Source organism: Paenibacillus sp. FSL H8-0079, assembly GCF_037991315.1.
GTDB lineage: Bacteria > Bacillota > Bacilli > Paenibacillales > Paenibacillaceae > Paenibacillus.
In genome coordinates this window covers 545,932-571,396 of record NZ_CP150300.1, presented here as the reverse complement: position 1 = coordinate 571,396, position 25,465 = coordinate 545,932, and the positions used below count along the sequence as shown (strand labels likewise).

The 25,465-nt window shown below is 47.2% G+C and carries 23 protein-coding genes; 7 read left to right on the top strand and 16 right to left on the bottom strand.

Annotation, left to right across the window (positions count from 1 at the left end; genetic code table 11):
* Positions 1-174: 174 nt before the first annotated feature.
* Both MHI06_RS02690 and MHI06_RS02685 read right to left on the bottom strand, forming a co-directional pair.
* Positions 175-1,011, bottom strand: a complete 837-nt coding sequence (locus MHI06_RS02690) for a carbohydrate ABC transporter permease (protein WP_340400323.1) — start codon at positions 1,009-1,011, stop codon at positions 175-177.
* On the bottom strand, positions 1,011-1,892 hold the full coding sequence (locus MHI06_RS02685) for a sugar ABC transporter permease (RefSeq protein WP_340400322.1): 882 nt from the start codon (positions 1,890-1,892) through the stop codon (positions 1,011-1,013). Before MHI06_RS02685 ends, MHI06_RS02690 begins: the two co-directional genes overlap by 1 nt.
* Before the next feature lie 143 nt (positions 1,893-2,035).
* On the opposite strand from MHI06_RS02685, the gene MHI06_RS02680 reads away from it, so the two are divergent.
* Entirely contained in the window at positions 2,036-3,865 is a 1,830-nt protein-coding gene (locus tag MHI06_RS02680; RefSeq protein WP_340400321.1) for a sensor histidine kinase, read from the top strand.
* A gap of 5 nt (positions 3,866-3,870) precedes the next feature.
* Positions 3,871-5,499, top strand: a complete 1,629-nt coding sequence (locus MHI06_RS02675; RefSeq protein WP_340400320.1) for a response regulator — start codon at positions 3,871-3,873, stop codon at positions 5,497-5,499.
* A gap of 361 nt (positions 5,500-5,860) precedes the next feature.
* Here the strand turns inward: MHI06_RS02675 and MHI06_RS02670 are convergent, their stop codons facing one another.
* Positions 5,861-6,823 (bottom strand): bile acid:sodium symporter, encoded by a 963-nt coding sequence (locus MHI06_RS02670; protein ID WP_340400319.1) that lies wholly within the window; start codon positions 6,821-6,823, stop codon positions 5,861-5,863.
* Between the two features lie 232 nt (positions 6,824-7,055).
* On the opposite strand from MHI06_RS02670, the gene MHI06_RS02665 reads away from it, so the two are divergent.
* The gene (locus MHI06_RS02665; RefSeq protein WP_339196825.1) at positions 7,056-7,814 is read left to right on the top strand and encodes a tryptophan-rich sensory protein; all 759 of its coding nucleotides are present in this window, start codon (positions 7,056-7,058) and stop codon (positions 7,812-7,814) included.
* A 113-nt stretch (positions 7,815-7,927) separates the two neighbouring features.
* On the opposite strand, the gene MHI06_RS02660 is transcribed toward MHI06_RS02665, so the two are convergent.
* The 4 genes from MHI06_RS02660 to MHI06_RS02645 all read right to left on the bottom strand — a co-directional run bounded on the left by MHI06_RS02660 (position 7,928) and on the right by MHI06_RS02645 (position 12,115).
* The gene (locus MHI06_RS02660) at positions 7,928-8,302 is read right to left on the bottom strand and encodes a RidA family protein (protein ID WP_017690870.1); all 375 of its coding nucleotides are present in this window, start codon (positions 8,300-8,302) and stop codon (positions 7,928-7,930) included.
* A 147-nt stretch (positions 8,303-8,449) separates the two neighbouring features.
* Positions 8,450-9,136: an oxidoreductase gene (locus MHI06_RS02655; RefSeq protein WP_340400318.1), complete on the bottom strand. Its 687-nt coding sequence runs from the start codon at positions 9,134-9,136 to the stop codon at positions 8,450-8,452.
* 197 nt (positions 9,137-9,333) lie between these two features.
* A complete protein-coding gene (locus MHI06_RS02650) occupies positions 9,334-10,545 on the bottom strand; it encodes an MFS transporter (protein ID WP_340400317.1) in 1,212 nt (403 codons plus the stop codon).
* Between the two features lie 154 nt (positions 10,546-10,699).
* Complete coding sequence (locus tag MHI06_RS02645; RefSeq protein ID WP_340400316.1) at positions 10,700-12,115, bottom strand: ATP-binding protein; 1,416 nt, start codon at positions 12,113-12,115, stop codon at positions 10,700-10,702.
* 241 nt (positions 12,116-12,356) lie between these two features.
* On the opposite strand from MHI06_RS02645, the gene MHI06_RS02640 reads away from it, so the two are divergent.
* A complete protein-coding gene (locus MHI06_RS02640; protein WP_169480774.1) occupies positions 12,357-13,010 on the top strand; it encodes a phosphatase PAP2 family protein in 654 nt (217 codons plus the stop codon).
* Between the two features lie 4 nt (positions 13,011-13,014).
* Here the strand turns inward: MHI06_RS02640 and MHI06_RS02635 are convergent, their stop codons facing one another.
* The 6 genes from MHI06_RS02635 to MHI06_RS02610 form a co-directional block, all read right to left on the bottom strand.
* Positions 13,015-14,526 carry an HD domain-containing phosphohydrolase gene (locus MHI06_RS02635; RefSeq protein ID WP_169480775.1) on the bottom strand — a complete coding sequence of 504 codons (1,512 nt, stop codon included), beginning with the start codon at positions 14,524-14,526 and terminating at the stop codon, positions 13,015-13,017.
* Between the two features lie 251 nt (positions 14,527-14,777).
* Positions 14,778-15,566 (bottom strand): anti-sigma factor, encoded by a 789-nt coding sequence (locus tag MHI06_RS02630; protein WP_340402039.1) that lies wholly within the window; start codon positions 15,564-15,566, stop codon positions 14,778-14,780.
* A 188-nt stretch (positions 15,567-15,754) separates the two neighbouring features.
* Entirely contained in the window at positions 15,755-16,351 is a 597-nt protein-coding gene (locus tag MHI06_RS02625) for a sigma-70 family RNA polymerase sigma factor (protein WP_062837286.1), read from the bottom strand.
* Between the two features lie 775 nt (positions 16,352-17,126).
* Positions 17,127-17,255: a sporulation protein YjcZ gene (locus MHI06_RS02620; RefSeq protein ID WP_139331927.1), complete on the bottom strand. Its 129-nt coding sequence runs from the start codon at positions 17,253-17,255 to the stop codon at positions 17,127-17,129.
* A 343-nt stretch (positions 17,256-17,598) separates the two neighbouring features.
* Positions 17,599-17,706: a YjcZ family sporulation protein gene (locus MHI06_RS02615; RefSeq protein WP_211175653.1), complete on the bottom strand. Its 108-nt coding sequence runs from the start codon at positions 17,704-17,706 to the stop codon at positions 17,599-17,601.
* A 43-nt stretch (positions 17,707-17,749) separates the two neighbouring features.
* Entirely contained in the window at positions 17,750-17,854 is a 105-nt protein-coding gene (locus MHI06_RS02610; protein ID WP_017690880.1) for a hypothetical protein, read from the bottom strand.
* A gap of 576 nt (positions 17,855-18,430) precedes the next feature.
* Here MHI06_RS02610 and MHI06_RS02605 point away from each other — a divergent pair.
* On the top strand, positions 18,431-18,820 hold the full coding sequence (locus tag MHI06_RS02605) for a helix-turn-helix transcriptional regulator (protein ID WP_340402038.1): 390 nt from the start codon (positions 18,431-18,433) through the stop codon (positions 18,818-18,820).
* A gap of 15 nt (positions 18,821-18,835) precedes the next feature.
* Complete coding sequence (locus MHI06_RS02600; protein WP_340400313.1) at positions 18,836-19,960, top strand: PsbP-related protein; 1,125 nt, start codon at positions 18,836-18,838, stop codon at positions 19,958-19,960.
* A gap of 85 nt (positions 19,961-20,045) precedes the next feature.
* Here the strand turns inward: MHI06_RS02600 and MHI06_RS02595 are convergent, their stop codons facing one another.
* The 3 genes from MHI06_RS02595 to MHI06_RS02585 form a co-directional block, all read right to left on the bottom strand.
* On the bottom strand, positions 20,046-21,278 hold the full coding sequence (locus MHI06_RS02595) for an exo-alpha-sialidase (RefSeq protein WP_340400312.1): 1,233 nt from the start codon (positions 21,276-21,278) through the stop codon (positions 20,046-20,048).
* Between the two features lie 24 nt (positions 21,279-21,302).
* Positions 21,303-21,671, bottom strand: a complete 369-nt coding sequence (locus MHI06_RS02590) for a hypothetical protein (protein ID WP_340400311.1) — start codon at positions 21,669-21,671, stop codon at positions 21,303-21,305.
* 226 nt (positions 21,672-21,897) lie between these two features.
* On the bottom strand, positions 21,898-22,224 hold the full coding sequence (locus MHI06_RS02585; protein ID WP_340400310.1) for an MTH1187 family thiamine-binding protein: 327 nt from the start codon (positions 22,222-22,224) through the stop codon (positions 21,898-21,900).
* 774 nt (positions 22,225-22,998) lie between these two features.
* On the opposite strand from MHI06_RS02585, the gene MHI06_RS02580 reads away from it, so the two are divergent.
* Entirely contained in the window at positions 22,999-25,317 is a 2,319-nt protein-coding gene (locus tag MHI06_RS02580; protein WP_340400309.1) for a ribonucleoside-diphosphate reductase subunit alpha, read from the top strand.
* Positions 25,318-25,465 lie beyond the last annotated feature (148 nt).

Genomic DNA, 25,465 nt, shown 5'->3' with positions numbered 1-25,465 from the left:
CTCCCTTTGCACACCTCCGTGCGAGGTGGGAGCAAAGGGATCAGGATGCGATGCAGGAGCGGAGCGTTCGCCTTTGATACTCGGTGGCTTCCTTGCCCTAATACATTCAGGCCACCGAGGAGCAACAGCGATCGAAAGCGCAACTTGATCCCGCCAGCGACCTTTCCCTCGCACTCACCCTTTAACTGATCCAGCGGTAATCCCCTGAATGATATACTTCTGCATCAGCAGGAAGAAGATAATGATCGGCATGATGCCGAGTACAAGTGCCGGCAAAGCGAGATCCCATTGTTTCGTATATTGACCAAAGAGTGCAAAAGTCGCAATCGGGATAGTACGCAGGTTGGAGCTCTGCAGGATCAGGGATGGGAGCAGATAATCATTCCATATCCAGAGTGTGTTCAAAATGATGACGGTTACATACATCGGTTTCATAAGTGGAAATACGATCCGGAAGAACACTCCGTAGACCGAGCTTCCATCCACACGAGCCGCTTCCTCAATCTCCAGTGGGACCGATTTCACGAATCCGTGGAACAGGAAGACAGACATCGGTGCTCCGAAACCGAGATAACAGATAATGAGGCCGCCAAGGCTGTCGATCAATCCCAGATTACTGGTTACAGTAACGAGTGGAATCATGATAGACTGGAACGGAATCACCATGGCGGCAATGAACATGCCGAACAAAATCCGGTTGAACCGGGTATTGCTGCGGACCATTCGGTACGCGGCCATGGAACTGATCAGCACAAGCAACAGATTGCTGACCACGGTAACGATTAGCGAGTTCATCAGCGCAGACGGGAAGTTAATTTTCTCCCAGGCGTTTGCATAATTGCCCCACTGGAATACTTCCGGCCATGCGGCCGAATTGGTGAGCAGATCACCGAAGGTTTTGACCGAATTCACGAACAGGAAGTAGAACGGAACCAGGAATAAAAGTCCAATGAGCACCATGACAATCTCGGTTAGGATGGTACTCAAGCGGTAGTTTTTCGTCGTCTCCATTAGGCTTCTACCTCCTTGCTCTTCGTCAGACGTACCTGAATCATGGTGATGATGGCAACGATTACGAAGAACACGAGCGCTTTGGCGGTTCCGATGCCATATCTGTTATTCACAAAGGCTTCATTGTAAATATTGAGTGCAACCGACTCTGTCGATCCGAATGGCCCACCTTTGGTTAGCGACAGATTGAGATCGAACATTTTGAACGACCAGGAGATCGCCAGGAACAGACAGATCGTTACACCCGGCATAATGAGCGGAAGAATGATGCTCCGCAATACCTGCCAGCGGCTTGCGCCATCAATCTCGGCAGCTTCTAGCAGATCAGGGGATACATTCGTCAGGGATGAGATGTAGATCACCATCAGATATCCTGCGGTCTGCCATACAAACACAATCACGATTCCCCAGAAGGCGGTCGGTTCGTCTCCCAGCCAAGGGAGGTTGAAGAAGGACCAACCTGTTACATCGCCCACTGCTGAAAACCCTTTCACAAATATGAACTGCCAGATAAAGCCGAGCAACAACCCACCGATCACGTTAGGCATAAAAAAGATCGTACGCAGAATGTTTCTCGTCTTAAGCGGTTTGGTCAGGAAATACGCCAGGAAAAAGCCAATCACATTGGTCAGTACCACACCAACCACGGTGAAGCGCACCGTAAACCAAAACGCCGTTTGGAACTTGGGATCATTCGCAAAAACATGCACGAAGTTATCCAACCCTACCCAATTAATGTTCTCGGATACCCCGTTCCAATCCGTAAAGGAATACACCATGCCAAGCAGGAAAGGGACCACGATGATGAGAATAAAAAACACGATGGAGGGACCCACGAACACGAGCTGCTGTAACAGCTGTGAAGATTTGCGATGCTTCATATCGTTCTCCCCTTCTATAGATGGATGAAATTGGTCTCTTTTTCTATTAAACCCCAATATCTCCGAGGGGAACACCGACCCTTGTGAACAGTTGGGGGTAAAATATTGTCCTTTCTTAACCTGCAACCAGAAGGGGTGTTCCGATGTCCAAATACTACAGTATACGCACCAAATTGATTGCCTTTATGCTCATTGCTACCACACTTCCGCTACTCGCGTCGATCAGCATGACGTTTATTCAGACCAAGACAGCCCTGCGGGAACAGGCTGTTGAAGAGAACAAACGCCTGATCTACCAAGCATCCACGAATCTCAATAACTATGTGGATAACGTGGCTAGGGCGTCGCTTGCTGTGTATAACGACCCGAACTTTCTGCGTAACCTGGTGAAGATTCCTGGGGATTATCGTGCGGTTGCCGAGGTGTACACCACTTTGCAGACAATACGCGCTGCTGTGCCGGATGTATTCCAGCTGTATTTGCACTCTTTTGCCGCCAATCAATCTACGTTAATTACGAACCCCTTTCCGAAGCGGGAGGAACGCAAACAGGCCTATTCCGACTCACTTCATGGAAAAATGGGCGGTGGCAGCTCAGATATCTGGGTGGAATCGGCCCATATGAGTCACACGTACGGATTCAAGGCTGCCTCCCCCGATGACCCTGAAAGAACGGTCATTACCTTACATCGAGTGATCAAGGATATTCCGTCCACCGAGCGCCTGGGTGTGCTCGCTATTGATCTGAATATGAATACCATTGCAGCGATAACCGGCAGGTTGTATGATCCGACTAAAGAACAGATCTATGTTGTGGATGGACAGAATCAGATCATTTACCAGGGACGGTCCGAGGTCAATCATACGGATGCACTACGAGAGGAAACGGCTAGTGAACTGAATATCGCACGATCTGGCGCAGGTACAGCCCAGAATGTCGCAGGGCATTTTGAACAGGATCGATCCATGTATGTATACCAGCAACTTGGCAGCACATACGCCGATTGGACCATCGTCAAACAGATCCCGAATGAGACGTTATATGCCAGAGCTACCACACTCACGTGGAATAACGCGCTGATTGCCATCGCGGCACTTGTACTTGTCATTGTTGCAACCTTGTTCATCTCCATCCGAATCACCGGTCCGCTCAAGCAACTCATGCGGTATATGAACCAGATTCAAGCCGGGCGTCTGCATGTGGATATCCATCTATCCAGCCGAGATGAATTCGGGGTACTCGCTCGTCATTTCCGAGATATGATGGATACGGTAAACAATCTTATTTTGCGGGAATATCGACTCGAAATCGCCAATAAAACGAATCAGCTCAAAGCATTGCAAGCACAGATTCATCCGCATTTTCTGTATAATACACTGCAATCCATCGGTACACTTGCCCTTCAACAGCAAGGACAGCGGGCGTATACCCTACTCTCTTCCCTGTCCAAAATGCTGCGCTACAGCATGCGGGATCAGACCTGCGTGACTTTACGTGAAGAGGCGGAGCATGCCCGATTATATCTGGAACTGCAACAGGAGCGGTTCGGTGACCGCCTTGAGGTGGATTTGTATTTTGCCGAAGATAGCCTATGTGTCGAAATGCCAAGAATGACGTTACAACCTTTAATTGAGAACTATTTCAAACATGGGGCAGATATTCAGCCAGGTAAAGGCCATATCTCCCTATCCAGCCGTCGGATCGACGATCATTGGATTGAAATCGAATTGAATAATAACGGACCCTCCATACCTGAAGATAAATTACTGGAGATCCGGGGATGGCTGCACCAAAATCACACAGCAACCGGGTTAGTCACGCAGGAATCCGACGAGTCCGAGTCCATCGGTCTACGAAATGTGATACGCAGACTTCAATTGAACTCACATCCCGGTCACTCAGCCAGACTTGAGATCAGCAATCGGGAACCAAATGGTGTGAAGATCACGGTTAAACTATACGCGGGAGAGTGAACAACATGAAGGCACTGCTTGTAGATGATGAAAAACATGTCCGCAATGCCATAAGGTTGCTTGGTCATTGGGAAGAGTTTGGCATTGATACATTACTTGAAGCAGCAGACGGGGATGATGCCATCGCCGCTATCACGGCACATCAACCTCAAATCATACTCAGTGACATGCGTATGCCGGGCAAGGACGGTATGGCATTACTTGAATGGATATCGGCTCATGCCCCACACAGCAAGGTGCTCGTTATTAGTGGATATGATGATTTTGAACTCGTGAGGCATGCAATCAGGCATGGTGGTATGGACTACCTCCTGAAACCTGTGGAAGCAGATGAGCTGAACGCCTCTCTATTAAAGGCGGTTACTGCTTGGGAAGAGGAGGACGCCATTCGGGTACAATCCACCCGACAATCCATTGTCGTTAATCGAATGCGCCCACACTACCAGGATCGTCTGCTCACTGAACTTGCCGTCGGAAGAGGCAGCAGCCCATCACACATGCAGCGATTACAGGATGAGTTGAATCTCCCCTGTCTAATCCCTGTCTGTCGTGTCGCTGTCACCAGCCTGTCCCATCTGGATGCAGATTGTCTGGCAAAATACCGTAGTCAACCGGACCTGCTTGTGTTCTCGGTGCTCAATATCTGTGCGGAGATGTTATCCACACCAGATGAAGGTGTAATGTTTCGTCAGTTGGATCAGCCCGATGAGATTGTTTTGCTGCATTGGGGCCTCTCCACTTCATTGGAACATATTTTGGACAAGGTCAATCATGGATTGGAGCAGACGATTCAGCGCCAGCTTCATTTTGGCATTTCCACCTGTGAGTCCTACCCTGGCGGAATCGAAGCAGCCTATCTGGAAGCAAGTTCAAGGTTGTGGCGACGTAATGCTTTGCAGACCAAGCAGCGAATCCATGCTTCAGTAGAATCATCGAATGGGAATAAAAGCCGGCGTTTAACCGCCCATGAAGAGCCCACGCGCATGGCAGCCATGAGCTGCCGGGCTTCCAGTGTATCGGCTGCGGTCGCCGAATGGCTTGACCCGATTACTGATCTTGAGGTTGTCAGTGCCGAGCAGATCCAGCAATGGATCGATGAGCTGGAATGGATGCTGAGCCGCTGGCTTGATGATACGGCAGATTTGCCATCCAAAGAGGAGGAAGTAACGGAGGAGCAGTCTATTCCTTTTGCCGAATTACCTTTTGACGCTGAAGGACTGTTATCCTTCCCTCTGCTTCGTTCATTATTGGAACAACGGCTGCTTGCGGCCGGGAAGGCGCTCACCGCCCATCACCCCGCCAATCCTGATCCCATGAGTGAGATTGCACGTTATATGGACGCCCACTATCAGGAGGACCTGTCCTTACAGCAGATTGCTGCGCGTTTCTACCTGAGCCGGGAGTATATCTCGCGCAAATTCAAACAGCAATTTGGTCTGAACTGGTCGGAATATCTGGGTAAACTGCGAATCAACAACGCCAAGCTGCTACTGCAAAACCCTTCCCTGCGTGTCGCTAAAATTTCGGAGATGGTTGGATTCCAGGATGAAAAGTATTTCAGCAAAGTGTTCAAAAAAATGGAGGGCATCACGCCAGTGGAATATCGTAAAACTGTATTTCAGGCTGGTACGTAACGAGTACCTGATCCGAATTAAAAAGAGTACTCCCGGCATGGCCCATCGGAAGTACTCTTTTTAATTTTACTTTTACAGAAAATAGCCTATATCATGACGATTTGTTGGCTCTTTCTTTTCTAAGATAGAATACGATCCGAAAGATTGCGGCTACAGCTATACCCAAGTAGAGATAATAAACTTTATTTCCCGTTGTATGAGCTGCTATGGGAAAAAAGACAACAATGAACGGAACCAGTGCAATATCCAGGTAGAACATGATCTTCCGATAAGTAAGAACTCTCATCTCCCCCTTTGATTTACCAAAAATGGTTTTATTAATTATATTAGATCATAACATAGACACGTCCTAGTCGGCTCATCAATCGCGCAAAATTACCGCAGGTACAAGCCGAATGTAGATTAGCTCTCCTGCAAGCTCCACCATCGTCTGAGTAACGATAACAGCCGCAGCTATGGTTGCCCATTCTGGCGGGAGTGCCAGCGCTAACGGCAGAACAACCAGCGAATTCCGTGTGGCTGAACTGAAGATCAACGCCCGCCCCGCACCTGTATTCAATCGAAACTGCTTGGCAATGATCCGAGATATCCAAGGCATAATAATCATAAAAGCAACATAGATCGGGATCACGTTCACGATGATCGCTATATCATTGTAGACTTTGCCAATCTGGGAGGCGACAACCACGAGCAGTGCGAGTGCCATCATCGGAACCGGGAGCCATGCCGTTGCGTTCATGACACGCTCCCCGCTCGCTTTACCTTTTGAGAAGACTTGTGTAACGACAGCGAGCAGCAGTGGAATAACGATCAGGAACAGAAAAGCCTCCACGAACGGCCCAACCTGCATGACCTGTGCTACCTCAGCACCCATCAATAGCCATAAATAAACCGGCAACAGAATCATTTGTATAACAAACAGAAGAGGTGTAGCGGCGAGCATCAGTTTCTCATTGCCCCTGCCGAGCTGCGTGAACACAATGACGTAATCAATACAGGGCGTTAGCAGTACCAGATAGACTCCGATCAGAACGCCAGGTGATTGTGGAAAGACCAGTGTAAGCAACCATACGACTACAGGTACAACGACAAAATTAGCTACCAGTAACGCGCCCATAAATCGCATGTTGGACCAGGATTCTTTTAACTGTAAAAAGGGAATCTGTACGAACATGCTATATAACAAAATGGCAAGTACCGGAGACACGGTGTAGTGCAAAATATTCCCCCATGCCGAACTGCTTAGTCCTATCGCTGCTCCTACGAATAGTGCAACTACATAGAACCAAGTCTGCTGTTTCTCCATCGTCTCTCTTGAAAGCATTCTTATCCTCCTACGTTGGACATTTGGGGCATAATATCATGTGGACATATTCCTGCTACGTTTCGCGTACATTGGGACAGAGTACCATTCCAACGTAGCCGCAGCACACAAGAGTTTGAAAGATCATCTTGTGAATTTTTTGCGGCTGTTATTAGAATGTGCAAGAACTGGGTATATTCATTGTAGACTGACCCGTGGTTCATTCATTTCGTTAAACCAAGGAGGAAACTCAATGTCACGTAACAATCCGTACAAGTGGTTAAACGCCATTGGTTTTATCGCTGTAATTATCGTGAACTACCTTTCCAACGCTCTGCCAATCGGAGGCAAGACCAACAAAGAAGTATCGGATATGTACCCTGTGCTGCTCACACCTTCAGGCTATGCCTTCTCTATATGGGGTCTGATCTACCTGCTGCTTGCAGGATTTGTGATCTATCAGTTCGTACCCGCTTCCTGGAAAAGGGATTCGATTACCCGTCTCGGATATTGGTTTCTGGCAAGCTGTGCCTTCAATGTAGCGTGGATTTTTGCTTTTCAAAATCTGCAGACCGGTCTCGCTTTACTGATTATTGTACTGCTTCTGTTGTGCCTGATCATGCTGTATGTAAAAACACGCACCATTACTGTTCCGACCACTGCTGAGATCTGGCTTGTGAAGCTGCCATTCAGCATCTATCTCGGATGGATTAGCGTGGCAACGATTGTCAATGCAGCGGTGCTGTTATATAAAATAGGCTGGGATGGTTTTGGTATCAGCGAACCGACCTGGACGATCATCATGCTGATTGTCGGTATGGTGCTGGCTGTTCTCGTTAGCTTCCGTTATCGGGATAGCGTGTACCCACTTGTATTCACATGGGCGTATATCGCCATTGCACTTAAACAAAAGGATGTCACTTCCGTATATTATACGGCAATCATCATTGCGATCGTACTGGCCATCTACGCGGTATGGTTGTTCTTCGCCCGTAATCAGGATCGTGATTGAGTAGTTTCCATCATATATAACGCTTAAATATAACGCAAAAATGCAAAAAGCCGATTCTGGTCATTCGACCTGAAATCGGCTTTTTATGTATACCGGAGCGAATGAAGGTTGTCCTATTTCAGGGCAATAACTTCAATCTCCACCAGTGCATCTTTTGGCAAACGAGCAACTTCCACTGCACTACGTGCAGGATAAGGCTGTTCGAAGAACGTGCTATACACTTCATTCACAGGAACGAAGTCGTTCATGTCTTTTAGGAACACCGTCGTTTTCACGATTTTATCCATACTTGTGCCTGCTGCTTCAAGAATAGCCTTCACATTACTCAAGGACAGACGCGTCTGCTCCTGTACATCTGCACCGAATTCTCCCGTTTGGGGATTCAGGCCGAGTTGTCCGGAAGTGTAGATGAAATCGCCTGCATCAACGGCTTGACTGTATGGACCAATGGCGCCTGGCGCCTGATCGGTAGAGATTGGTTTTTTCATGGACGAGTTCTCCTTCATGTTCGTTATCCTGCTACCTTAAGGAGTCAGGGTTCGAACTCATTTTTGTTGCCTATTATACCACGATCTACCTCAAGCGAGAAACGCTCCTCCCTAGCCACATGAAGCAAACAGCTCGTTCAAAGTTTCTTAACCCTCGTCCGCACCAAGAACATGAATGACATCATTCGGATACACATGGTTTCCCTTGGTTTGCACCAGCGCAATATTCGTCATGGCATGGGCAATGGTTGCGGCGTGAACCGCCCGATATTTATCCGCTCTGCCTTTCATCCAGCGATCCAGAAACTTCATGGCATGGGCAGCCATCTGCTCACCGAACCGCTTCTCGTTTCGATCTCCCAGGATTAAAGAAGGGCGGAAGATATGCAATGACTGAAAACCGAGATTGGACAGCGCATCCTCCATTTCCCCCTTGGTCCGACTGTAAAAGACACGGGAACCTGCGCTCGCTCCCATAGAGGAGATCACAAGCATCTGTGGTACTTCATGCTGCTTCGCAAGTGTAGCTGCACGAACCGGGTAATGGTAATCCACCTGGCGGAAATTTTCCTGACTGCCTGCTTTTTTGATCGTTGTCCCCAAACAACAGTACAGGTCATCGATTCCGTCAAATAAATGGTCTTGGCTCTCCAGCTGTTCCCAATCCACCACATGCTGTTCCAGTTTGGGATGTTGCAGCTTAAGCGGACGTCTAACTAGAACGCGAACCAGGCTGTATGCCGAGTGCTCCAGCAGATTATGAACCAGTAATTCGCCTACAAGCCCGGTGGCTCCAATCACCATGGCTTTCCGTTCGAGACGATTCAAATACATCCCTCCACTTCGCCATCTTTTTATGATCAACCTAATCATTTACACGATAACGGAGAGGACAGAAATAACCTGAAGAAGCGAAGCGTTCGCCTTTATCCCCGGATTTTCCCTTTTCTAAAAGGAATCAAAAAAATCTGGGGATAACAGCGATCGGAAGGTTGTTCTGTCATCGAAGTGCCCGTGTAAATATTCAATATCTATTTTAACAGCACACGACGTCCAAGGGTAAATGTAAGAATCAGCATCACGACACCAACGCCCACCTGAAATCCGTAGGCAGAGATCCAGGCCAGTGCATCGGACCAGGTTTCCATCTTTTCATACAACCAGCCACCCATCAGAGGCCCAGCAAAAGAGGTTACTCCGGTCAGCGCCGAATACACGGCAACAAACATCGGTCTTTCACTTTTGGGTGTATCTCCGATCGTAAAGTTAAATGCCAGCTGATTGAATCCACCTACACCGATCCCAAGGAAGATATGAGATAGAAAGAGCGCGATCAATACGGGCATGAACGACATTAACCCCCACGACAGACAGGATAGTGCAATAACAGGCAATGTCCAAAATAACAAGGTTTTGTTGCTGAATCTGGCGTTCAGATTGCCCCAGACATAGAAACCGACCATCATAACCAGTGTCTGGACTACCGTGATCAGGGATACGGTCTGATAATTGATGTTCAATAGATCCAACATCACATAGGAATAAAGCGGAACAATCAAGGTCTGGATCAATAACCAGGAAGCCAGGAACAGCGTTGCTTTCAGGAAAGAACGATCCTGGAACGGCTTGATAAACATCCGCCAGAAAACCTTTTCGGTAGAACGTTCAAAGGGTACATCGGGATAGAAGAAATAGATGACTGTATTGGCAATGGCACAGATCCAAACCGGAATAAACAGGATCAAAAAACCCATTTCTCCGGGGTAACGGTCCAAAACAATACCGCCTGCGAATAAGCATACGCTTCCAAGTGCATTCAGAATCGTATTTCGAATTCCGAAATAACGCCCTCTCACCTTGGCAGGTACGATGTCGCCAATGAGTGAAGTCCAGATCATGCCGCCAATGGTATTCGATATAAAAGCAACCGTATACACGCCAATATATACGCTTACCCACCACTCTTTGGCAAATATAAACGGGATCAGTCCCGTCGCACTCCATAAGATACGATGTGTGCCCACAAACAGCAGCAGCATGCGTTTTCGGCTGCGAATACGCTGCATCCAGTAAGCCGCTCCGATCTGGGCAATATTCACGAACGTGGTAATCGCGAGCACAAAGCCGATATGTCTCGACCCGGCCCCAAGATACAGCAGAAACCCGGTTAAAAACGGGCCTCCCAGCAATGTCTGTAAAATAATTGCCGGTACACCCTCCCATGTTGCAATCGATAAATTCATGCGTTGTGTCGAACCCTTGCGCCGTGGCTTGCTTGCTAACGGGGGAGGGTTAACGTTGACCGTCTTCTGTATGGGGATACACTCCTTAGACCGGGTCTTGAAAGCCGGTCGATGCTAGTTGTCACCCCAAATTCTACTCACGGCGCGAAGGTTGTCAACTCATTTTTTCACGGTTCAACGGAAGATAGAGATGGAAGGTGCTTCCCTTGCCTTCAACGCTCTCAAGTTCAATCGATCCTCCCAGTAATCTGGCCAGATCCCGACTGATCGAAAGACCGAGTCCGGTTCCGCCAAACTTGCGGCTAATCGATCCATCTGCCTGTTGAAATGCTTCAAATATGGAATGATGCTTGTCCTCAGAAATACCAATGCCTGTGTCCTGAACAGAGAAAACGAGCCATCGATTCTGAATACCTGCATTCTTAATCTGCTTGGTGTTTACGGTCAGCGTAACCCTCCCCCGGTGAGTGAACTTGATGGCATTCGACATCAGATTCCGCAAAATCTGTTGAACCCGCTGAGGATCAGACCAGAGTGTCTCGGGCAGTCCCGGTTTCTTATTCATATGCAATTGAATACCTTTTTTCTCGGCAACCAGCTGAAAGTGATTCATTGCATCTTCTGTAAGTTGTGCCACACTGATATCTTCCAGTACAATATCCAGCCGTCCCGCTTCCACTTTGGACAGATCCAGAATATCGTTAATGAGCGTGAGCAGTTCCTGTCCGGAGTGATCAATCATGGTGGAAAAACGTACAATCTCTTCCTGATCCATCGTATCCGCGTTCTCGCTGATCATCTGGGCGAAGTTAATGACACTGTTCAGTGGTGTACGCAGCTCATGTGACATATTCGCCAGAAATTCGGATTTGTACTGTGAGGCAATCATTAATTGCTTCGCTCGATCCTCCAGTACAATCTGGGCTTTCTGCAATTCTTCCTTTTGCACAGACAATAGACGATTCGTACTCTGGATAAGCAAAATTCGATTTTGTTCATTCTGAAAATCACGTAAAATGAAAGCAAACATCAAACTGAGCGCAATACCTGTAGGAAGCGTATATGGCATAATATGCGAGAAAAAATATGTAGCCGGGATTACCCCAAAAATAGCTATCCCTATACTATTAGATACGTTGACGATGAGTATCACTAATATGCCTTTACTGATTAATCTAAAGTTGCTGCGTCTCATCCATATATTCAAACCCGCACATATCAGGCCAAGAAGAGACATATTAATCACCGCTGCTACGGTAGCATCCGTGATGCCAAAAGTCAGCCTCGACAGTCCAATCCCGACACCCACGATGATCACACTATAGGGTTGTCTATACGTTAGAACAGCTACAATTAAAGGGACATAACGAAGATCAAAGACCACTTCATCGGTGAGTTGAAAGCCAAAAACCGTACTGATCCAACCCGCAAATACAAGGACAAATACGGAACTGATCTGCTTCATTCGGGAAGAGATACGTATTACGATATATTTATAGAACACACTAGCAAGATAGGCAATCGTTATAAGCATCCCCATATTCAATACGAACATTTTTGAAAATTGCATTCACTCACTCCTGTTGTCCCGACTTTACTGACCAAATTACCTTCGTCCGTATGTGTTTCTATCATATCATGCCCATTGAAACTTCGGCATTCCTTCTTCGGCAAAAAAATACACAAAAATACACAAATCAGGATTCAATTTGTGCGCTGGACGTAGTAGAATATATTGTTGTTTAAATTTGAATTAGTTATTTGCTGGGGTCATGTTCATCTGGAGCATGAATGAAAGGAGAAAAGGTGTTGTGCAATTGTTAAAAAGCAAATCCTATTGGCTGTCACTAAGTTTAATGCTGTCTTTGGCCGTCATGGGGCTGTTCTATGATATTCTTAATAGTCCGGAACGTGGGTTCGTAGTGCTTGATTCCTCGCTTGACCGAATCATTCCCTATGTACCTGCCATGTCCATTCCATATTTGGGCTGGTACCCATTTGTATTCGGTGTGCTCGCTTACCTGTGTGCCAAGGATCGCCTGACGTATTACCGCGTCTTGTTATCCATGAATATCTGCGTCTGGATCTGTTATCTGATCTACTTCAACTTTCAGACCATGGTACCGCGCCCGGAACTAACAGGTACAGGCCTTGGAGCATCTGTTCTCGGATGGCTCTATAGCCAGGATCGCCCTTTTAATTGTTTTCCAAGTATTCATTCTCTTCACTCTTATCTCGTTATGCGTGCCGTTCTCTCGGTTCCAAGCATCCGTAAACCCATCAAGATTTTGGTGGTCGCCGGGGCAGCAACCATTATAGTATCCACGCTAATGATCAAACAACATGTGATCTACGATGCTCTGGGCGCAGTCATACTCGGCGAATGCGTTCTCACCATCATAACAGGCCTCGCTCTATACCGTAGACGCAGAAAAGAATCGAAGTGGACAGAGGGGATCAGCTGATCCCTCACTTCGACGGTTTCTGCATATGCTGTTGTCTTCTCCATTCATCAATAAACAAACCTGCAAAATAGGGGTCCCATTGGGTCCCTTTTCCTTCTTCCAAAATCGTTAGCGCTTTCTCGTGACTCATCCCATTCCGATACGGTCGATCAGACGTCATGGCATCAAAAGCATCCGCTACCGCAATGATGCGGCCAAATAGTGGAATTTCATCACCTGCCATTCCATCCGGATACCCTTTGCCATCATATCTTTCATGATGGGATCGTACACCAGGCAAAAAGTCAGCCATGGCATCAATGGGTTCTATCTGGAGCAGAATGCTCTCTCCCTGCACGGGATGTGTCCGAATAATTGCGAATTCTTCATCGCTTAGTTTTCCATCCTTCAGCAGCACCTCATCAGGTATGCCGATTTTCCCGATATCATGGAGTAAGGCTGATTTGTACAATAAATCCGCCTGTTCCTCATCCATTCCGCTCAGCTTGCCGATCATCAGCGAATACTCTGCCACACGCATGGAATGCCCTGCCGTATATTTATCTCGGGCGTCCAATGCAGCCGCCAGTGTAGAAAAATAACTTTGCAGCAGCTGCCGATTACGTTCCTGTCTCATCTCAAGCCGATTAATCATCATATTGAAGCCGGAGATCAACGCCGAAAACTCATCCGCATACAGATCCGGAGCTCTTCTGCCAAGGTCACCCTCCTGAATACGGTTCATCTCGTGCGTCAGTTCAGCAACCGGATCACGAACATCCCGGATCAAGAGCCAACTGCCAACCAGTGCAAATCCGGCACCCAGAATGACGATAAGCACTCCCCACAGGATATACTCTTTTGCAAACTCACTATCCATATATTGAAGCCGGATATATGTAGCCAGGAAAAACAAAAACAAAGGAAATAAGCCGATCAGTGCTGTACTTAGCTGAAATTTACGTTGAATGGATACCAGGACACGCCCTCCGAGTGAAGGCTCCATCCCATACTGGACTTTGCCTCGATGACGAATCTCCAGCAGCAAGGGTCTAACTGCCCGTACCGTCAGGTAATACTCAATTAGCGCATGCATGACGGCAATCAGAATTGCACACGCAGCTGCCACCACAACATACCCGTAAGGGAACTCAAGCCAGCCCGTGGATATCATCCATATTGTTAATCCCGCTGCTGGAAGTGAAAAACCAAGCATGTGCGGACCCATAATACGATATATAGTCTGTCCGGGGAATCGATGAACACTCTCATACATGCGATTCAGTTCATCTTTCTCATGATGCTCGGAAGTGAAAAATTGCCTTATGGGTCCAAGCTGCGCCCACAGCGTAATTAATTCTGCAACAAGCATGAACAAGAGTGATATCAACACAATGAAGATGAGACGAACAAATTGAATATTCGGTATTTGCAAGGTAGATACCATAACCATTGTACCGACAACAAAAACAGCTGCCAGTGAACCGATCAGATAATTGCGTAGCAGACGAAAAATAAATGAACGGTATACTTCCAACTGAACCCCTCGCTCTCTATGTGCAACCAGTTCTCCCTTGATGTCACGGGGAGATTAAGGGTATAGCCTCCTATTTGTTTATCGGTTATTCAAACCAAAAAAATTAATAAAATCTGCTGATTGGAAACCAGGACTTCACATGTCGAATCGTTTCAAAATATTTGACCCTTTCCGCGGTAACTTGGTGGCACTTCGGACAACAAGAAAAGGCCGCTCCACGAAGGAGCAGCCTTTTGTGATATATCCTATATTTATCCTTTGATCTTGGCAGCCAAAATCATCGTACCGCGCGGCTCATCTCCCATGGCATCCGGTTCAAGCGTGATCGCAACCGTATCATAGTCGTTCGCCGAATCCAATGTATAGTAAACCGCTCCCGTACCGTCACGACTAAGGAAAGTACCCGCATTCTGAGGGGTATCTCCCTTGATCAACCAAACCTGAAATGCCTCGTTGCCTTCCAGGTTCGGCAAGTTCTCAGCCTGCACAACCAAGTGAGTGCCCTTGCTGTCAATAACGATGGTTGCGAGACCCTGAGCTACAATATCCTGCGTTGCAGGATTAAGCTTCACTGCCTCGCCAGTCTGCATGCCCTGTGCAGGCTCCAGAGCTGAGGCCAGCTGCTCTTGCAGCTGCGCATTCTGCGCCTGTGCCTGCACCAGTTGCTCTTGCGTAGCCGACGAGCCCGCCGCTTGCTGCGTCAGCGAGTCGATCTGGCTCTGCAGCTGCGCCGTGTACACGCCCAGCACCAGTGCCGCTACCGCAAGGCCGGCGCTAGCCACGCGCCACGCGCGGCTGCTGCGCGCACGCGCGCGCCCTTGTGGCTGCCATGGCTGTGCCTGGGCAGCCTCTTCCACCCGGGCCGCAGGCACCGCCGTTACCGGCGGCAAGCCTGGCCCGGGCTGCGCCGCACGTTCGTGCTGCGGCGCAAGGTCCTCCTGAAGCACCACGGGTGCTTCAGGCTCTGCAGGAGCCGCCGGCTTCGCCTCGGCGCTCTCCTGCACATGTCCGAGCACGTTGCCCAGCACACGTGCTCGCATGCCTGGCGGCGGCGCTACAGGTTCCGCCGCAAGTGGCAGGAAGCCAGTCACTTCCTGCAATTCCCTCACCTCCTGGCGACAAGGTTCACAATTCGCCATATGCGCTTCAAACGCTGCCACTTCCTCTGCTTCCAGTCCGCCCAGCACATACATCGGTGCCAGATCAGACCACTCCTCATGTCGTTCTATCATGGATGTATGCCCTCCCTTCCCGCGTCCGGATGCAATTCAGCATCGGCCAGCAACTTTTGGAGCTGCCGCATGGCAAGCCTGACACGACTCTTTACTGTACCCAGCGGAATCCCGAATCGGCTGGATACTTCCTGCTGGGTTAATCCCGCATAATAAATCGATTCGATAACTTGTTGCTGATCACCGTTCAACTGGGACAACGCCTCTTTAATCCGAGTGCCTTCCCATTTACGTTGTACTTCTTCTTCCGTATTCGTATCTTCATCGGCATAGGCCGCCAGTGTCTCGTGTTCAACTGAAGTAGCCGCTGCCCCTTTTGATTTCCGCCTCAGCATGTCCACTGCAATGTTACGCGTAATCGCAAACATCCATGTGGTCAGCTTCCCCTGTGAGGCATCATATCGTTCAGCATTATTCCAGACCCGCAGGAAAAGTTCCTGAACGGTCTCCTCTGCTGTCATGGGATCACCAACGATCCGGTAGGCAAAAGAGTATACCGCTCGCTCATAACGGTCATATAAAAGCTCCAGTGCGGAAGCATCGCGTTCCGCAATCTGCCGCATTAACCTGCTGTCCTCCATCGATTCAGTCATGCGAGGGCCCCTTTCTGTTTCTTCCCTCTTATTATAACCTACGCAGAAACTTTTGAAGAGGATTACCTCTGTGGAGAAATATTTTGAAAAATTTTCTGTATCTTTTCAAACTAACCTTTCAACCTCTAACTTAAAAACAGTCCGAAAACATGTTGCTCTGTTCGCGCTTTCCTTTTTATTGCAAAAAATTACAAGCTGTGGTATAGTATAAGAGTTGTATTAAACAACCTCATATGATTTCTGTCTTCTTTAAACCCCGGAATATTTTCTTCATGCTGCGACCGCAGCGAATAAGTACAATCAACCTATGAAGATTGAAGAACCTGCATAACAATAACCCGGTAGTACAGAGTTGCACAAGATGTTCCCATTCACACTGGCGCGGTCATCGGAGCCGCAAGGACAAAAGAGAGGTAGGGCTTTTGTTGTTTTGGATATCACTTATTCTTGAGAAGATTGAAAACATACACAAGCACCCGGAATTGGGTTCCGGGTGTTTATCCATGTCTACATACCCATTTCAGCATCATCTACAGACGATTCGTTAAATTTTCGAAACAGCAGGAATTCATGGAATAGAGCCTGTGGAGTTCGTTAAAGAAACTATTCCCGAAGCAAAAAAAGAAACAACGCAGGATGAATTCCTACGCTGTCCCGATCTGAATCATCAGAAACGTTCCCCCCGTCATCGAACACAGGGTTTATTTAGAGCTTTCTGAACCAGCTCTATTGTAACGCTCCACATTCAGCAAAGCGGTCTTGCACTCACAACTACTTAGATAAACATGGTTTTGGAGATAATGACCAGCAGGATGAACAGTACAAGGATCGTACCCATGGAACCCCAGCTTGAGCCACCATGACCATAGGATACTCCACAGCCCTGTTGATAACCGTGCATCATTGGAGCCTGGTTAGGCTGGTGTCCGTAACCATAGCCCATTGGCATTGTGCCGCAACCATACCCGTGCATAGTGTGACCTGTGTATTGATATCCATACATGTGTTCATTTCCTCCCATATGTCCGTATACATGCCCCTGTCCGTTCGGTGAGTTTGGTTTTACTTCGCTCATTGTTCATTCCTCCTTAACATTTGCCTACACCCCTAACCTATGTATTTAGCCTACCTCTGGACCGGGCTATTGCCCTCATTTTGACAAAATGGGCGTTTAACCGATGGGTATTCTTCCCATGCTTGTCCGCTACAAAAAAAACCCCACCGGTTGCCCGGCAGAGCTCGCCATATTATACCCAGAAAGATTTAGTGATGATTACGAGAAGAATGAACAGAACCAGGATTGCTCCAGTCGATGTCCAGCCGCCGTATCCTGCGCCTTCAACTACTTTGCTCATGCAGAACCCTCCTTTACCAATATATTAGGGTCCAAATGGTTTATTAGATCAAGAATGCTTTAGAGATGATGACCAACAAGATAAAGAGAACCAAGATCGCGCCAGTCGATGTCCATGCGCCGCCGTATCCACCTACTACTCCACTCATGTAAACCCCTCCTTCGATTTGAGGTACAGTTCACTATATGCACCAATCACACATGGGACCGGGCTCAGGTCGAAAATGGGCAGTTCTTTTCCACAGGTCACTCTCTAATTGCACATACATACAAGGTTAGTTCTTTAGTCTGACTGTGATATTCAAATGGGGCTACCGCATAAATAAATCTCACAGTTACATTCGTAAAATTAATGTACTATCATTCAACAAAGATACCAAAACGGTATATTATTAGATTAAAACTTGTTAAATACAGACAAATTACCTTTTTGGTAATTATGAATACTGAAATCTTTATTAATGTTATTATTTTACTAATAAAGTAGAAAGGAGTGTCTATGCCCACTCTTGGTGAACGTATTAAACACTTACGGGAAATAAAGGGGTTATCACAGAAAGAATGTTCATTACAAGTGCGTGTTCAAAAAGACCGGTTTTAAGTACCGAGAAGATGGGATGAAGCTAGAAATGGAGTAGCGGAGCGTAGGGAAAACTACGTGAGCAACGGACATTTGGGCTGAATTCCATATTCGATGCTGATGATGCCGATAGGCATCTTTTGTAATCAAAATTGGGCTTTTTGAACAACCTCTACAAACCAATCTTACAGTAGTCCAATTGTCCCGGTATGAAACCAACCACAGGAAACCCGATCCAGATGCTTTAGGTCGCCTGGTGAGTGTTTTGGGAACAACCGCTGATTACCTTATTGGACTTACCAAAAAACCTTTTCCCGATGTCACCCCAGATCCGGATGAACATTTTTATTCTTACCTGCAGCATCCTGTACATGGAGCCTTCTTCCGAAAATATCTTCATGCCCCGGATCAGCTCAAGGATGAAACCAGGCAGTTCTTTAAGTTTATTAGCGAGCAATCACGGGCAACTAAACTGGATTATCCCAGACAAAATGATGACCTTAGAAAAAATCCCAACCGATGGGAAGCACATTAGGAGAAATTAGACATAATGAAGAAACTTATTACGATTCTGGCACTAGCCGCATTGCTTAGCGCTTGTGGTAATTCAGAAACAAACACAACAGCCGATACTCAAACTTCAGAAGCAACCACAGCGACTGAAACTGTTTCAACGGAAGCTAAAGCTGCGAAATACACTACATATAGTGGAGAAGGATTTTCTTTTGCATATCCTGAATCCTGGAAAAGCGTAGATACAAGTCAAATGAATGTTCCAGCAATTAAGGCTGCTTTTTCGGACCAATCTTCATCTGCCACATTCGCAGATAACGTTAACTTGACGATTGAGGCTAGCCCATCCGGTTCAATCAACCCTGAAGAATACGCCAATAATGTGGTTGATTATTACACACAAAACGGTTCAAGTATCGGTATTTCCGATTATAAAAAAACCAGCTACACGAACAAGCCTTATAAAGAATATAGCGCTGGTGTATTGGAAGGATCCTATAAGCATTCCTCGGGTACAGATGTTGTCCTTATGCAGTATCTGATTCCGACCAATACAGAACTCTATAGCATGACGTTAACCTACGCCAAGGATACTTATAATCAGGATGAGATCAAAGATATCCTTGATTCCCTGACCATTACTGCTCCTCTGGAGCAAACAGCACCAACTGCAACGACTGTTAATTCATCTGTTACGGCATCAGCTGCCGATTTCTTTAATGAGTTAACTCCGTACATTACAGAAGATACGGCCTTTATGGAGCAGGCATCTTACGATTTCTTTGGTAAACATAACGATGTATTCCCGGCCATTACGGCAGAACTAAGCAAAAAGGTACAGGGTCTCGTTGACTCCAATGTAACGACCCGTCATCTGAATAAAAATGTGACCAACTATTACAATACTTTCGTACAAGTTAACGGGGAAGTCATTTCCGTTGAAGAAGATAGCTCTCTCGGAGCAACTTTCTCTGTCGTTCATGTCATGGATGAGAACGGAAACGATATTATAGCGTTGTACCCTGCAACGACTGGAGATCTGCTTGACGGCGATTACGCTACTGTGATCGGTGCGCCAATTACCAACTTCTCTTTTGAAAATGTTGGTGGTGGTTATACCAACGCAACGTTGATTGGTGCCTCATTGGTAATTGCAGATTAAAATGTTATATGCATATACAAAAAGACCAGCTTAATGAACGTTAAGCTGGTCTTTTTGTCTTTCAGTTTATAGACACATCTCTATTTTATGAACCGAAATATACATCCAGCTTCCCTGTAGGCGGGGTTGTTGCCATCCATACCGCGGCCAGATTGTCGGGTGCCTGGGTGTAAGCCGTAATATAGTCACCAATGAGTACGGTCGGTGTAGGCGAGTTCCCATTCGGGTTGAACGATGTTGTAGTAAGCCTCCGATTCGTAAACGTTGCCCCCCCGTTAAACGATTCCGCCACAAAAACATCCAGCAAAAAACCATCGAGCTGGTTGGTGTAATAGATGACCCGTATTACACCAGTGAACGGAGATACGGTAATGGAAGGAAAGAAATTCTGTGTTCCCACCGGTGCCCCTGTAATGCTCACAGGCTCACTCCAGAGCAATCCATCCGGCGAGCTACACATAAATACATCTGTATAGCCATTCCGGGCATCATTCCATACCGCGTAAACTGTACCACTGTAGATACTGTTGGAGATATCTGCAGTCAGATTCAGGTTGGTTTGAACACGAAATGCATAATTGGGCACAGGCAGAACCTGTGGTGAAGGCACAACAGAAGCAATGAGCGTGGACTGATTGCTTATAGGTGGCTGGAATGTAGCACCTCCGTCATAGGAAGTCCGAAGCAACGCATACGCACTGCCTGGACCCGTGAGGATATAACCGGCGTAGACTTCGCCTGTGAATCCAATCCCGATGGTCGCCCGATCATGGAAACCTCTTGGATTGGAAATCCTGCTTGGAATCTGCCAGGTTGACGCCACATCCTCAGATCGTTGTAAGAATATCGACGAAGCTGCCGTTGCCAGCGGAGTATAGCCGACATAAATATTGCCTCGATACGGACTACCTGGTGTACGATCACAGGCCACAAACGGTTCATCATTGTGAACAACCAGTCCATAACCCCTGTTAACAAATACAGGCGGGGTCCAGGTCAATCCATCATCAAGCGATGTATAGCTAATAATCGTTCCGTCGTTCTCCCCATTGAATACATGCACCGTCACAATGAATGTGCTGGGAAAGGTATAATCAATCGTAGGCGCTTCCGCCCCCTCATACCCTGCTGGTTGCGGCAGGGTCGTTGTCACCCAGGTCTGCCCTCCATCAATGGAGCGGTAGAATCCGGTTCTTGTCGGCCCAGTACTTGTATCGACTGCAACAACACACATAATATTAGGCAGTAATTCGTTCACTGCAATCGATGGTTCAAATTGACTGCCTCCGAGTGCCCCTGTAATATTTACAACCGGCATTGCATACACCTCCATCCGTTCGAGTTAAGGAATATTCGTAAAGCGGTCCACCCATACCATCTCCGATTGCAGCACACGCTGCGCAATGTTACCTGCGGAATCCAGACTATAAACCTGAATGATCGTGCTGGTTGCACTGAAATAGTCGCTTTGAACCTCAAAATAATCCGCTGCGTTCAGGGTATACAATAACGTTTTGGACACTTGGGCTGGTAACTGGAACAGATCATGGCCTATTGGAATTCTAGCGTTCTGGGAAGTGTCCCAGCGAAAGACCTGAAGTTCGATATTGGAGGGAATATTGAGAGAATCATTCAGACAGGTAACGATCAATTGTGTCGCACGGTCATTTCCCATCGGAGTGTTGAAGATGAGACCTGTACTGTAGGGCATCGTCATGCCTCCCTTCCTCTATATCACTGCCGACAAAGGCTGACAGTATACTATAAAATATGTCGATCGTGCTTGAAAGACACGGCTCAATTTGCTAACTTTCGAGAGAATCCTTGAAAGAATCGCCTAACTTTGAAAACCAGAATGAAATGCAAAAACTGCAAGCCCCGAACCAGGACTTGCAGTTGTGATATGAGATTATTTTATTCGCTGACGCTGTGCTCTGTTAATTAGGTCTTCTCTGAAGTGATGTCAATTTGTCCTGAACCGATTGTAACTTCTGTATGCTTGAGGCATCCGGTTTATCACGACGGTCATCGATCTTGACGGATGTGGATACACGCTGAGCTCCTGACAAAAACGGCGCTTCATGCAAAGCCGCAATTGCTGTAAAGACCTCGTTAAGCGGCCCCTCAATAATGGTGCTCATGGAAGTTAACTGATATGTAATGCCCCGTTGATGTTCCAATACCTTCTGCATGTCTGCCACATAACTGCTCAGACTGGTCGTACCCGTTCCAATTGGAATGACAGTCACTTCTGCTATTGCCATTTCGCTCCGCCTCCTCTGGGCCCCGTGAACAACCGCTGCCACTTATTTTTAGTCGGTTTTTGACTGTTTTTATTCTACCAGTTGAATACGTTATAATTCAAACTGACGTGAAGACGTCATTCAAATTGGTCAAAATTTTTTTTTGATAAATCTTCAAATCTTCCAGTCCTTTTCCTTTGCGGATTCCTGGCTTAAATGGTATACTCGGAATTACGTTTTACTGTATCGGCCCACTTTACAAACACAATATGTTGGGTTACAGTATGTTGACAGCTACAAAATGTAGTAACACTAGATTTCTCCGCTTCTATTAGTCACCTTCTGCATTCTCGCGAAAAACAGGATGAAATCACCTCCAAAGGCACGTCCCTGTAGGTGTAAATCGCTTTCTCGAAACAGAGTTGACACGGAGGTTAACGGGGCTGTTTGGACTGCATCCGGTATCCTCAAACTACAGGCACATCTGCAATAGACAAAAGCTTACATAAGCACCCTTTTCTGTCGATATCCTGAACCTCTAAGACAGTAAGGAAGCCAGAGCATCCATGGGCATTTTCAGCCGCTAGGCGGGGAGAATGCTTTTTATATGAGCATGTTCTGCATTGTGCTGTTTTGTGCTCCTCAAGTTGAGCGATTTAAGACATAACCTGTCACCGCCGTTTCAGTCCGCCAAACGCAACCTTTACCTTTTTCTCACCGTAAGAAGACACTCAATTCTTTATATAAAGAATTTCTCCAATTTATCTCTTAAACATGCGAAAGCGAGGAATATTCATGCCACAAGTTGTGACCAAGCCGAACAACCGCCAGCTTGCCTTTGATGATATGCGCATCTCGGTATATGCCGACCGTACTCTGGAAGGACTGGAAATGCTGGACAAGGAACGTCTGGTACGTGGGGTAAACAGCAAGCTCCGCCGTGATGAAGTTACCGGAGACGAAATCAGCAACGCTTTTATCATGAGCGCACTGGAACTGGTAACCAAAGAGGAGCCTAACTGGAAATTTGCAGCGGCACGCTCCCTGCTCACTTCCCTGTACAAAAAAGCGGCTACCAACCGCAGATACAAGTCTTACCCGGACGAGCCTTATGGCGCATTCCATCCTCTTCTTGTAGATCTCGTGAAGAAAGGCATCTATCGCGAAGAGTTGCTGGAATGTTACACCAAAGAACAGATCGACGAACTTGCGGAGTGCATTGACTACCGCAACGATCTGCTCTTCGATTACATCGGCTTGCTCACACTGGCAGAACGTTACCTCGCTCACGATTTTGATGGAAAAGTAATGGAATTGCCGCAAGAGCGTTATATGGTTATCGCCATGTTCCTAATGCACCAAGAGCCTGCCGAGAGACGTATGGATCTCGTCAAGGAAGCATACTGGGCAATGAGCAACATGTACATGACCGCAGCTACTCCTACGATGTCCAATGCAGGTAAAAAAGTAGCCGGACAACTCTCCAGCTGCTTCATTGATACGGTGGACGACTCACTCGAAGGTATCTTCGATTCCAACACGGATGTAGCTCGTCTGAGCAAAATGGGTGGCGGCATCGGCGTTTACCTCGGCAAAGTCAGAGCTCGTGGTTCGGATATCCGTGGTCACCAAAATACAAGTTCCGGTGTAATCCCTTGGATTCGCCAACTGAACAATACAGCGGTCAGCGTAGACCAGCTCGGTACGCGTAAAGGTGCCATTGCCGTGTACCTGGACGTTTTCCACAAAGACATTCTGGCCTTCCTCGATCTGAAGCTGAACAACGGTGACGAGCGTATGCGTGCGCATGACGTATTCCACGGCATCTGTCTGCCTGACTTGTTCATGGAGCGGGTATCCTCCCGTGGGGAATGGAGCCTGTTCTGTCCGCACGAAACGAAGAAAGTGATGGGTTGGAAGGACGAGAATGGTCGTGCACTTGGACTGGAAGATTTCTATGATGAGTCCTTTGGCGAAGGTGCGTTCCGTGATAAATACGAAGAAGCGGTGAATCACCCATTGCTGTCCCGGATTACAGTACAGGCGATTGACATCATGAAGCGTGTATTGAAATCCCAACTGGAGACAGGTACGCCATACATGTTCTATCGGGATACGGTTAACCGCTCGAATCCTAACCGTGCACACGGTATGGTATACTCCTCCAACCTGTGTACCGAAATTATGCAGAACCAGTCTGCCACTGTAATTGAAAAGGAAGAACTCGTAACCAAGGATGGACAAACTCGCATCGTGATTTCTAAAGTGCCTGGCGACTTTGTTGTCTGCAACCTGAACTCCATCCATCTGGCACGTGCTATACCTCATAATGTATTGGAGCGTCTCGTTCCAATTCAGGTGCGCATGCTGGACAACGTTATCGACATTAACAACATTGAAGTGTTGCAAGCCCAATATACCAACAGCCAATATCGCGCAGTCGGTCTGGGAACGTTTGGACTTCACCACCTGCTTGCTCTCGAAGGCATTCATTGGGAGTCTGACGAAGCGGTAACATATAACGATAATCTGTATGAAAAAATTAACTATCTGCTCGTGAAATCCAGTATGGAGCTGTCCAAAGAAAAAGGACATTATCCGAAGTTCAAAGGTTCCGATTGGGAAAGTGGTCATTACTTCGATCAACGCGAGTACACATCCGGTGAGCGCGTAGGCGAATTCGTGACAACCGAACAGTGGAAAGAACTGCAAGCCGAAGTACAGCAAAACGGTGTACGTAATGCATGGTTGTTCGCCATTGCACCTAATGGTTCCACGTCCATCATTGCCGGTTCAACGGCTAGTATTGATCCGCTCTATGAGCTGTTATCTTATGAAGAGAAAACAACTTACAAAATTGCCAACCCGGCTCCGGATCTGTCTGAAAAAACAAGCCCTTATTACCAAACGGCGTTCCAGGTGGATCAACATGCTTCCATTAATATGGCGGCTGCCCGTCAGCGCCACGTCGATCAGGGACAAAGCTTCAACTTCTACGTTCGACCGGATATCAAAGCAACAGAATTCCTGGAATTGCATCTGCACGCCTGGAGAGCTGGCATGAAATCGACTTATTATGTTCGTAGCCGGGCATTAACGATTGAAGAATCTTGATTTTTGCGCAAGATCCGTTTTATCCATGATAGAGAAGATTTACTAGATTCGAGGTGACCACCAGTGCATCCTGTTTTGATTGCAAAATGGCGTTGCCCTGGTTCTTTTTTGCCTAAAACACGATCACAGCATCGCAAGATGTTGATAT